At 59.9% G+C, this 11,203-nt stretch carries 10 protein-coding genes and 1 tRNA gene; 3 read left to right on the top strand and 8 right to left on the bottom strand.

Annotation, left to right across the window (positions count from 1 at the left end; all coding sequences use genetic code 11):
- The first annotated feature begins 200 nt into the window (after positions 1 to 200).
- Both H586_RS19150 and H586_RS0111950 read left to right on the top strand, forming a co-directional pair.
- A complete protein-coding gene (locus H586_RS19150) occupies positions 201 to 662 on the top strand; it encodes a DUF302 domain-containing protein (RefSeq protein ID WP_051364006.1) in 462 nt (153 codons plus the stop codon).
- Between the two features lie 15 nt (positions 663 to 677).
- Positions 678 to 1,121 carry a copper resistance protein NlpE gene (locus H586_RS0111950; RefSeq protein WP_027182155.1) on the top strand — a complete coding sequence of 148 codons (444 nt, stop codon included), beginning with the start codon at positions 678 to 680 and terminating at the stop codon, positions 1,119 to 1,121.
- An 85-nt stretch (positions 1,122 to 1,206) separates the two neighbouring features.
- Here the strand turns inward: H586_RS0111950 and aroE are convergent, their stop codons facing one another.
- The 7 genes from aroE to H586_RS0111910 all read right to left on the bottom strand — a co-directional run bounded on the left by aroE (position 1,207) and on the right by H586_RS0111910 (position 9,319).
- A complete protein-coding gene (gene aroE / locus H586_RS0111945) occupies positions 1,207 to 2,046 on the bottom strand; it encodes a shikimate dehydrogenase (RefSeq protein ID WP_027182154.1) in 840 nt (279 codons plus the stop codon).
- Positions 2,047 to 2,209: 163 nt separating this feature from the next.
- Positions 2,210 to 3,094 (bottom strand): ATP phosphoribosyltransferase, encoded by an 885-nt coding sequence (gene hisG / locus H586_RS0111940; RefSeq protein ID WP_011369248.1) that lies wholly within the window; start codon positions 3,092 to 3,094, stop codon positions 2,210 to 2,212.
- Positions 3,094 to 3,486, bottom strand: coding sequence for a phosphoribosyl-AMP cyclohydrolase (hisI, locus tag H586_RS0111935; RefSeq protein WP_011369249.1), 393 nt, complete (start codon positions 3,484 to 3,486; stop codon positions 3,094 to 3,096). Before hisI ends, hisG begins: the two co-directional genes overlap by 1 nt.
- 166 nt (positions 3,487 to 3,652) lie before the next feature.
- A complete protein-coding gene (gene tsaA, locus H586_RS0111925; RefSeq protein ID WP_011369250.1) occupies positions 3,653 to 4,651 on the bottom strand; it encodes a tRNA (N6-threonylcarbamoyladenosine(37)-N6)-methyltransferase TrmO in 999 nt (332 codons plus the stop codon).
- Between the two features lie 26 nt (positions 4,652 to 4,677).
- Positions 4,678 to 5,697, bottom strand: a complete 1,020-nt coding sequence (locus H586_RS0111920) for a thiamine-phosphate kinase (RefSeq protein ID WP_027182153.1) — start codon at positions 5,695 to 5,697, stop codon at positions 4,678 to 4,680.
- Positions 5,698 to 5,754: 57 nt separating this feature from the next.
- A complete protein-coding gene (locus H586_RS0111915) occupies positions 5,755 to 7,914 on the bottom strand; it encodes an ATP-dependent helicase (RefSeq protein ID WP_011369252.1) in 2,160 nt (719 codons plus the stop codon).
- A gap of 13 nt (positions 7,915 to 7,927) precedes the next feature.
- Positions 7,928 to 9,319, bottom strand: coding sequence for an alkaline phosphatase family protein (locus H586_RS0111910; RefSeq protein ID WP_051364058.1), 1,392 nt, complete (start codon positions 9,317 to 9,319; stop codon positions 7,928 to 7,930).
- 190 nt (positions 9,320 to 9,509) lie between these two features.
- Between H586_RS0111910 and H586_RS19145 the strand changes: the two genes are divergently transcribed.
- Positions 9,510 to 9,875: a hypothetical protein gene (locus H586_RS19145; protein WP_011369254.1), complete on the top strand. Its 366-nt coding sequence runs from the start codon at positions 9,510 to 9,512 to the stop codon at positions 9,873 to 9,875.
- 584 nt (positions 9,876 to 10,459) lie between these two features.
- On the opposite strand, the gene H586_RS0111900 is transcribed toward H586_RS19145, so the two are convergent.
- Positions 10,460 to 10,546: transfer RNA gene (locus H586_RS0111900), tRNA-Leu, on the bottom strand.
- Positions 10,547 to 11,203: the final 657 nt, after the last annotated feature.

Here is an 11,203-nt window from a genome sequence, read left to right as displayed (position 1 = left end):
TGTAAAATTATTACCTGTACCCGCACCGGCGGCGTATGCAGCATGCGGGTACGGCAGTGCCGTAAAAACTGCTTTACATGTTTCTTTTTTTATAACGGGGGGGTATATTGCAGCAACGTGGATAAAGGTCGCTCTGTACAGCGGGGGGCCCGCAACCTGCAAATGCCGGTATACCAACGGCAACGCGAGGAAAAACAACCATGGACACCAGAGAGATTGTGCAGATTCCGTGCAGCGCAGACACTCTTGCCGTCTGGAAAGCGTTTCTGAGCGCCCTCAGCGACAGTAACATGAGCGTCTTTGCCGTGTTTGACCACAAACAGAACGCGGAAGACGCCGGTCTGACCATGCCGGAGACAAAAGTAGTGGTGTTCGGCAACCCTGCTGCGGGCACACCGCTTATGAATCAGGCCCCCACACTGGCGCTGGAACTGCCGCTGAAGGTTCTTGTGCGCGAGACGCGTTCCGGCTGTGAAATAGTCTACACGCCGTTTTCCGTCACTGCGGCACGCCACGGGCTTTCCGCCGGTCATGCAGCCCCGCACACCCCGAATGCCCCGAATGCTCAGGATACTACGGCCATCGCCCAAGCCATTGATGCCGTAGACCGGCTGCTTGCCGGTCTGGTACAACAGGCGTGCGGCTCCGCCATAACCAGATAACTACGGATTGATACGATGAACAGAATACCCTTGCTCTGCCTGACATTGCTGGTGGTTCTGCTGGGAGGCTGCGCAGCCGCGCAGCCGGAAGGACACCGGACAGAAAGTTCCGGCTATGCCGACGCCGGACATACAGCCCGCACCGCGCTGGACTGGGAAGGAATTTACGCGGGGGTCATCCCCTGTGCCAGCTGCCCCGGCATCGAAATGCGCGTAACACTGGCAGCAAACGGAACCTATTCATGGTGGCAGCAATATCAGGAAGAAGAAGACCCCGGCACCATGATAGAAGGCACCTTCCGCTGGGTTGACGGCTTCCGTGTGGAACTGGATGCCGCCGCGGATCACCAGATGTTCTTTGTTGGCGAAAATCAGCTTTTTCTGCTGGACCGCGAAGGCAACAGGGTGCAGGGAGTCCTTGCCCCCCACTACATACTGAAAAAATCACAGTACCCGTAATACCCCGTGCGCCCCGCCTCCACGCGACGGCGGGGCGCACATACCGCTCCGTTGCGCTCCGCGTACGCGGCAAAAACCGGTACAATCAGCAGCCTGAAGCCAGCGCGTCTGCGATAAGCGCGCGTGCCTGCGCAAAGGGCAGCTCACGACCGCGCCAGATGCGGAATTGTTCCGCCCCCTGTGCGACAAACATGTCCAGCCCGTTCAACACCCGCCAGCCTGCCGCCTGTGCCGATGCCAGAAAAAACGTCTGTGCAGGATTGTATATAAGATCATAGGCCAGCCCCGCGGGCCGGGAGCTGAAAAATGCCGGATCAAGCGGCGTCTGCGCCTGCCGGTCTCCGGCCATGCCCAGCGGTGTGGTGTTTACCACAAGATCCGCATCCACGGCATGGCGTTCCTCCCACGCCACACAGCGCACCCCGAAACGCTCTGCCAGAATACGGGCGCGGTCGCCGTTGCGGTTGGTCACTGTCACATTGCACATGCCCCGCGCAGTCAGCGCGGCCAGCACGGCATTGGCCGCCCCGCCGGCTCCCAGCACCAGCGCGGCAGCATGCGCCGTACCGCACAAATCCAGCGGATGCAGAAAGCCGTACACATCCGTATTATCGCCGGTCAGTTTTCCATCATCATAAAAAAGCGTGTTCACCGCGCCGGCAGCCTGCGCACGAGGGGTCACCGCGTCCAGCAGCGGCATGACCGCCTGCTTATGCGGTATGGTCACACTGAGCCCGGATACAGGAAGCATACGTGCACAGCAGATGAATTCCGCCAGTTTTTCAGACGCCACGGGAAAAGCCATATAGGCGGCCTGCTCGCCCAGCAGTTCAAAGCCCCAATTATGCAGCAAGGGGCTCATGGAATGGCCCAGAGGATATCCGATGATGCCGTAAAGCTGCCGTGGAATACGCGGAGTTGTCATAGGGGTTCCTGAAAACAGACCGGCGCGGCCGGGCCTGTGCGGTAGACGGTTGCTGAACGAAAAAAGGCTGCCCCTGTGACATGGGGCAGCCTCCGGCATATAGCAAAGAACTGCGGCTCCGGCCGGAAGGCCGCAAACGCCGCAGGCACGGCTGCGCCATGCGTCAGATGACTTTATTCAGGGCGTATTCGATGATGCCTTCTGCCCCTGCGTCTTTCAGCTCGGGAATCAGGTCGCGCACCACGCCTTCATCCACCACGATTTCAACCGCCACCCATTTGCCGTCGCGCAGGCTGGCCACCGTAGGTGAATTGAGGCTGGGCAGCTTGTCCAGCACTGCATCAAGTTTGCCCGTGGGCACGTTCATCTTAAGCCCCACCAGCGATTCGGCCCGCAATGCGCCCTGCAGCAGCAGGTCCAGCTGTTCGATTTTCTGCCGCTTGGCCGGGTCTTCCCATGCCTGCCGGTTGGCAATAAGCACAGTGTTCGTCAGCAGCACTTCAGCAATAACCCGCAACCCGTGCGCTTTTATGGTGGTGCCTGTCTCGGTCACCTCCACAATGGCGTCGGCAAGCCCTTCGACAACCTTGGCCTCTGTGGCTCCCCATGAATAAAACACATTGACGGGGATACCCGCATCTTCAAAATAGCGTCTGGTCACGCCCAGCAGTTCGGTGGCAATACGTTTGCCTGCCAGATCCTCGGGGCGCTGGTACGGAGCATCTCCTGCCACGGCCAGCACCCAGCTTGCGGGGCGGTTGGACGTTTTAGAGTAGACAAGATCCGAAACCACCACGACGTCCGAGCCCTGTTCCAGCAGCCAGTCCTTGCCGGTCAGCCCCACGTCAAGAATGCCTTCCTCGATATATCCGGGAATCTCCTGCACACGGCACAGACGCGCCGTGATCTCGGGGTCGTTGATTTCGGGAAAGTAGTTTCTGTGATGCTGGCGTATCTTCCAGCCGGATTTGGCAAACAGATTGATGGTGGACTGTTCCAGAGAGCCTTTGGGCAGGCCGAGCTTGATGATATGTGTATCTGCAGACATTATTTATATACCTCTTCAGGGTCGAACACCAAGGGCGAGCATACGGAAATCTCGCCATCCTTCAGTTCACGGAAAAAACAGCTTTTGTACCCTTTATGGCAGGCCGCGCCGCCTATCTGGTCCACGAGCAGCAGAATGGTGTCGCTGTCGCAGTCAAGACGCACGGCCCTGATATGCTGGGTATGTCCCGAAGTTCCGCCTTTATGCCACAGCGAACCACGGCTGCGGCTGAAGTAATGGGCTTCACCGGTGGTAAGCGTCCGGTGCCATGCTTCCTCGTTCATCCATGCCATCATCAGCACTTCGCCGCTTACGGCGTCCTGTGCGATGGCGGGAACAAGGCCGCCCGTTTTTTCAAAGTCGGGAACAAAATCGGGAAGGTCTGCGGTCATTCCATGTGATCCTCTTGGTTATGCGCATGGCGGATTTCCGCGGCGCGTGTCCGGACACAGAAGGTGCGGCCGCGTACACCACGCGGCCGGAGCAGGTTCAGAATCTCTGGCTCTGAATCGCCCGAAATACCGTTTTTGTATACAATGTGCAACCCGCAGCAACGCACTATATGCCTGACGCATGCAGGTGCATTCCGGCAAGATGCTCTATTTCTTCACTCAGCGCCAGCGCCTGACGCACGGTACCGGCCCAGCACACCAGTCCGTGCCGCTCCATGTACACCGCTTCGTGCGTCCGCGCAGCCTCACCCGCTGCCTGTGCCAGTTCCTGAGAGCCCGGTGCATGCGCGGGAACGGATGTCATGCGCCTGCGTATCAGGTCCGACTCGTACACCGGAATACGCAGCAGTTCGTCCGCTGCCACGCGGATGCCCAGCGCCAGCAGGCAGGGCGGATGCGTGTGCACCACCGCCTGCGCCTGCGGCTGGCTGCGGTAGATGGCCAGATGCATGGCCGTCTCCGAAGAAGGTACGCCTCCCGCCAGCCGTTCGCCGGAATCTATACGTACCAGCGCCGTATCTTCGGCATGCAGATCGCCCTTTACAGAGCCGGTACAGGTCACAAGACAGGTGTCGCTGTCAATGCGCAGACTGATGTTGCCGTTAAAACCGGAAAGCAGTCCGCGCTCCCACGCGGTACGGCAGGCATGCCGCAGCACGGCGGCTGCCCCCTGCGGCGCGGCATGCGACGCTGCGCCGCCAGTACCGCTGCGCTGGTCAAAACTTGTTTTGATATCAATGACAGGCGTACCGTCCAGCGCTTCCAGCGGGGCGACTTTCAGCCTGCCGTCTTCCACTGCCGTCAGGCGTACCTCGTGCAGCCCCACAGGGTTGGGCCGTGCAGGCGAACGGGTATTGAACACCCCGCGCCGCGGACGACCGGTATCGCCTCTCGGATGAACGGAAAGAACCGACCTGTCGGCCTCGTGCAGCCATGTGAGCAGCGTCAGCCCCTGCCCCGCCCGCAGCGAATCAAGTCCGGCGCGGTACTCTTCATGGATGTCCACCCATGCCTCCACGCCGCCTTCATCCCCCTGTTTGGGGCAATCGCCGATATCTTTAAGAGAAGAACGGACAACACCTATAAAGCGCAGTTCTGCCGTCATGGGGCAAGCCTCCTGTATGACGCATCTTAACCGGAAAAATGATCAAACCCGCCGCCGGTAACCGGTACGCCGTTCAGCATGACAACCGGCTCGCCGTGTACCGTGCCCAGCACCCGCACGGGCTCCCCGTCGCATGCCGCGGCCTCAATGACATCGGCCACGGCTTCGGGCGCACAGGTGCCCAGCAGTGCATAATCTTCTCCGCCGCAGAACGCATGCACGGCGGCATCAGTACCCTGCTCTGCGGCCCAGCGGCGCACATCTGGATGCAGTGAAGCATCGGGCAGAACCAGCGAGGCACCGCAGGTGCCTTCACCGGCAGCAAAAAGACGCGGCAGGTCACGGGCCAGTCCGTCGGAAAGATCCATCAACGTGATGCGTGACTGCGGCCGTGCCCCCTGCAAAGCAGCAAGACGCTGCCCGCTGCGCACCAGCGGCACCGGCCTCAGATGAGCCGCCACAGCATGCGGATACTCGCCGGCAGCCTCCGCCCCCATGGCTTCCAGCGCCATCAGGCCGGTGCGGGCCAGTCCGGCTTCGCCCGCCAGAAAAACGGCATCGCCGGGTCTGCACCCTGTGCGCCGCAAAAAAGGCGCATCGCCGCAGGGGCCGCCCCACACCGTCACACACAGGCCGAACGTACCCGCACGGGTCAGGTCGCCTCCGGTCAGTGCCATGCCGTGACTGCGGGCCAGCTGCGCCATGCCGTCAAACAAGCTGTCCCAGAACGCCCCGGTAAGCCGGTGCGGCCCCGGCTGCTTTTCCGGCACCATAAGCCCCATGCTGAATCCCAGCGGCCGGGCGCCCGCGGCGGCAATATCGCTGATATTCACAGCCAGCGCCTTGTGCCCTATGTCCGCTGCGGAAAAATAGCTCAGCCGGAAATGGGTGTCCTGCATGAACAGGTCTGTACTCAGCGTCATACGCGGCGGACATGCCAGTTCGCAGCAATCATCGCCTCTGCCCCGCAGCATATGCGGGTGCTCGTTACAGAAGTGCCTGTCAATACAGGCAAGAAACGCATCTTCGGAAGTCATGGTGCTCATATGCGCATCCGTGTGGGTTCCGGTGAATTTTGCGGCGGCCGCGGCAGCGGGCCGTTATCATTCCAGAGTAAGATACTGGGCCATAATGACCTTGAGACCGAATCCCGGAAAATTGACGCGGTACTTGTCGGGCGGCACATGCTGAATAATTTTGCCCCTGCCGAAAATCTTGTGCGTGCAATACCCCGAAGCCGGTCTGCCGCCGTTGCCCAGCGCGCCGCCGCCCTGTTCCGCCTGCCGGCCACCGCCGGACGCAGGGCCGGACGTGCGCGCGGCAGAAACAGTAACCGGACGGGCATCCTGCCTGCGGGTAAGCGTGCCGGTAAAGTTTTCGCGCCAGTCTTCATAAAGATGGGCGGGCAGGTCACGCACAAAGGGGCTGGGATTGGCCGGTGTATTGCCGCCTCCGCTGCGGTCGTAGATGGTGGCAGGCACAAACAGCGCCAGATAATCACGGGCCCGCGTGCACGCCACATACATAAGCCGCCGCTCTTCCTCAAAGTCCTCTGCCTTGTTCAGGGCATGGCGCGAGGGAAAACGGTCTTCCACCAGATCAATGAGCAGCACCGCCGACCATTCCAGCCCCTTGGCGGAATGCACGGTGGACAACGTGACCGCGCTGATGTCTTCACCTTTGTCCGTTGCGGGGTCCTCCAGACACAGGTCCGAAAGCATCAGATCCACATCGTTGTACGATGCCGCAATCTGGACAAGCTGTTCCAGCCCGTGCTGTCTGCGGGGGTAGTCGTCAGGATAGTTGGCTTCGAGCCGCGGCTGGTAATGTTCAATAACGGCCTGCGTCAGACCGGCCGGAGTAAGCGGCTTTGCCCGCAGTGCATCCAGCATGTCCAGATCGTGCTGCAGGTCGGGAAACCGTGCACAGGCCTTTTTCAAAACACTTCTGTCCGCTTTCTGGGCCGCATCGTACAGCTTCAGGCAGGTTTTTGCCCCTATGCCCTTTACCAGCGAAGCCATCCGCTGAAACGCCGGCAGATCCAGCGGGTTGACCACCAGCCGTATGTAGGAAAGAACGTCCTTGACATGAGCGGCGTCAGAATAACGAACCCCGCCGTACTTCTTGAACTTGACGCCCAGCTTTCCCAGCTGCATCTCCACATGGTAGGACTGGTATCCGGCGCGGAACAGCACGGCGATTTCATCCGGCGGGTATGTACGCAGCAGCTCGGTTATTTTTGATGTGACCATGGACGCCTGAGTCAGGTCTGAAAGCGGGCGCAGCACATGAGGGGTAGGACCTCCTTCGCGCCGGGTGAACAGCTTTTTGCGGAACGCCTGCGGCGCATCGTCAAGAATGGCGTTGGTCAGATCAAGCACAGGCTGTACCGAACGGTAATTCTCTTCCAGCTTGATGATACGCGTTCCGGGAAACATGTCAGGAAAATCAAGAATATTCTGCACATTGGCACCGCGGAACGCATAGATGGACTGCGCGTCGTCGCCCACAGCCATCACGTTGTTGTGGCCGCTGCCCAGCAAACGCACCAACCGCGCCTGTACCAGGTTGGTGTCCTGAAATTCGTCCACCATGATATATCTGAACCGGTCGCGGTAGTACGCCAGCAGGTCGGCATCGGACTGCAGCAGCCTTTCCAGCTCAAACAGCAGGTCATCATAATCCATAAGCGCATGTCTGCGCTTGAACGCCCTGTAGGTGTCGCTGATGCGCGTAAGATCGCCCGCGTAGGATGCCAGGTGAAAGGCTTCGCGCCGCAGGACATCCTCCACCGTCAGTTCCTTGTTGCGCGCTTTGGACAGCAGCCCCATGACGGTCTGCGTTTTGGGAAAACTCCGGTCCCCTTTGCCCAGTCCCAGCGTATCCTTGCAGTGTTTCAGCGCACCGGCGGCATCGGCGGAATCCATGACGGACAGATCGCCTTCGTACCCCTGCGGTTTGTGCATGCGCAGAATGGAATAGGCAAAGGCATGGAACGTACCTCCCTGCACTCCGCCCACCATGCCCGCGGACTGGCCCAGCAGCTGGGCCGCTCTGTGCTGCATTTCCTGTGCGGCCTTGCGGGTGAACGTAAGCAGAAGAATATTGGACGCGGCAATGCCCTGCTGCACCATATTTGCCAGCCGGTACACCACTGTGCGGGTTTTGCCGCTGCCTGCTCCGGCTATGACCAGCATGGGGCCTTCGAGGGTGGTGGCGGCTTCGTACTGAGCCGCGTTCAGTTCTTTTTTATAATCAATCATATATATGGTATCGTTACTTGTTGCCGGGCGGGTGGATAAGCCCCGTCGCCGCGGGGCGGCCTGATTGTGCGACAGGGGCCAGACCGAAATGCTCCAGCACCAGCCTGCCCGTATGACGCATTATCTGCGGTGCCGCGTGCATCGAATCGTAAAAAAAAGCTCCGTCCGCAGTGTGCGTACCCGTTCTGCCGAAAAAGCCGAAAACTTCCGTCCTGTCGAACTTGGCCTTGAGATCAAAGCCGTCATGCGGTTCGCAGACAATATCCGGCGCCCTGTCACGCAAGGGACCGCTGTACAGGCTGTCGGCCGTGTGCACCGCCTTGATGACCGGCTGACCGTTGTATGTGAGCCGCAACAATCCTTCAGTGACGGCCTGCATGGTCTGTCCGGCCTGCGCGGGGGTCAGCCTGCCCCTGCCGAACCGCTGTGCCGTATGCAGATAGATACGGCCCGGGTCCAGCGCAAACGCTCTGGTCTCCGGCAGAATACCCGTGGCGTCCAGCTCTGCCGTCGCACCGTCATGATGCTGTGTATACAGGTACCCGTTTTGCCGCAGCCATGCGTTAATGTCCACCTCTGTGATCAGACGTGTGAACCCGTGATCTGCCAGCGCCATCAGGCGCCCCGGAACAGGCAGGGCGTCGTACAGTTCCAGCACGCGGCCGATCAGTGCGTCCCACTCCTGCAGCAAAACCATGCAGGCTTCATGCTGCGGGTGGTCAGGCTCAGTCACCGCATCGTAAAAGAAATGAAAAAGGCGGTCTGTTTCTGTGAGCACTATGGTGAACACATCCCAGCCGAGGTCCGGCCACAAAAGCTCCAGAGCGTATCTGCGCGACTGCAGTGTGGCACGCAGCTGCGCAAGCAGATACGGCAGGTCAGCAGCACCGCGGGTGGTATCCGCCTCCAGCAGGTATCCGGCCTCGCGCAGCCGGTGCGCAAGAAAAGGCGGATGCACGGCACGGGATAGTTCCGGTGCCACAAATCCAGCCACCGTCATGGCACCTTTGACCGGACGCACCGGATACGTGTTGGGCAGGTTCACCAGTCTGCTTGCATAACCGGCATCACCCAACCGGTCAAAAATTGTGGGAACAGCCACCTGAGAAAAATCCGCAAGTGCCATCTGATAGCTGGCTGGACTGATGCGGGTGAATCCGAAAATTCCGTGATCTTCCGGCCCGCAGCCGGTATAAAAAGACGTCCAGTTGACAGGAGACAGTTCCGGCAGCTCGGCCCGCACTGTGCCGCACTCCGGTGCAAGCGCAAGGCGCGAAAGGTGCGGAAAGCGGCCGGTGGCGCACAGTTTGACAGCCATGGACAAAGACAGTCCGTCCAGTCCCAGAATAACCATGCGCCGCCGGTGAGAAACCTTGTGCAGGTCTGTTTGCGTTTTCTGCGACATGGCGAAGGTGTACCAGAACATGCGCCGGCAAGCCAGCATCGGCCACCACCAAGGAAGGGCCGGAAGCGGAACCGGGCACAGCCGTGGAAACCTGCCTCGTTTTACGGTATGCTCGACAGGTGCCGCCATGGCGCACACAACCACCTGTCAGACTGCCGTATGCTGACAACAGTGTTGCAGGAGGGAACACATGGCCAAGTATGACTGTGAAATGTTCGGTTTTTTCTCGTACAGCCCGGAACTGAGCTACAACGAACTGTATGCGCTGGAAGAAGCTTTCCGCAGTACGCTGCATGATGCGCTGGCCGCACACGGAGCTGACTATATGCAATATGAACCGGAAGGTGACGCGCTGCGCGTACAGTGTGTATTTGCCGGATGCGAAGAAGAAGTCTTTCATGCCGTGTGCGATACTGTGGTACGGAGTATGTCGGGCCATGTGCACGGCAGACTGCTTTTTGTGAATAAAAATCTGCAGGAGCTGCTTGTATACCGGCTGCAGCACACAGGCTGGTCCGAAGCCGCCGTGTCTCTGCTCGGGCTTGACAGCATCTGAACCCGGCACCCGCCCGAAACTGGCAACGCTTCCCCGCGCGCCGCCCTGCATGGCATACCAACACCGGCTTTTCCCTTCCAGCGGACAGTCACGGCATTACATCGGGCACAACCTGTCTGTACCTGCACAAAGGTAAACAGCCCGAATGCAGGCCCGCCGTACTGTCATATGGCAACCGGATACAACACGGGCATGCGCACACATCTCCTGCCGTCACTGCCTGTCCAAACTTTCCCGCGACCGGCAGGCATACCGTACTGCGCCTCTATATACTCAAGGTCAAATTCCACCGGAACAAGCAGATACCGTTCTGCGCAAAGTCACGGGCATTGCTTCCGGCAAAATCATCACAGAACAATCCCTGCTGCCAGCGCGCGCCCCCCTCAAAACTATGCCGGAGCATCGCCCGGGAAGCGCTCAATCCGGCGCAGCCCCGCACATACCACTTGGCCTGATCGTACGGCGACACCGGAGCTGCATGCCCAAACGCCGGACAGCGACTACACAGCCACGCGTAATCCCCCAAAATTCTATGTGAAACAGCAAAGGCGACTACAGCAAAAGCCATAGCCGCCTTTCTTGCGTGGTACCCGAGGCCGGACTTGAACCGGCACAGCTCGTAAGCCGAGGGATTTTAAATCCCTTGTGTCTACCACTTCCACCACTCGGGCATGTGGCGGTTTCTCTAGTATGACATACGCTTTCCGTCAAGCTGTCCTCGCAGCCGTGCGCCCGAAGCAGTCGGGCTGACCGATGCAGGACGGGCGCAACGGGGGATGCAAGGGAAGTCTTTCCCCTTGCCCGCCGGAGGCGTATTTAGGGTTGCTTAATATCTGCCTCCGGCGGGCAGGGAGATGATCTCCCTGCACCCGCAATGCGCGGCGTTGGCAGGCGGCAAAGAAAAGGCTCCGGCGCGGCGGGCTGTGTTTGCTCTGCAAATTACGTCATGGCTTGCCGAATGCCCATCAATAATCGCCCGATGAGCTGGTCCATAAAGCATCGTTGCACGGAAGGCTCCCTAAGGGCCAACGTATGCCGCAGCCGTACGCCCGAAGCAGTGGAGCTGACCGGCGCAGGACGGGCGCAACGGGGGATGCAAGGGGAATCAATCCCTTTGCCCGCCGGAGGCGTATTTAGGGTTGCTCAGTAACTGCCTCCGGCGGGCAGGGAGATGATCTCCCTGCACCCACGATGCGCGGCGTTGGCGGGCGGCAGAGAAATGGCTCCGGCGCGGCGAGCTGTGTTTGCTCTCCCGAATCACCTCATGGCTTGCCGAACCTACATAAACCGCCCAATGAGCTGGTCCATAAAGCAGCGTTGCACGGAAG

It is taken from the genome of Oleidesulfovibrio alaskensis DSM 16109 (genome assembly GCF_000482745.1).
Lineage (GTDB): Bacteria > Desulfobacterota > Desulfovibrionia > Desulfovibrionales > Desulfovibrionaceae > Oleidesulfovibrio > Oleidesulfovibrio alaskensis.
Note: the sequence above shows the minus strand (reverse complement) of the source record. Positions and strands in the feature narration are given on the sequence as shown.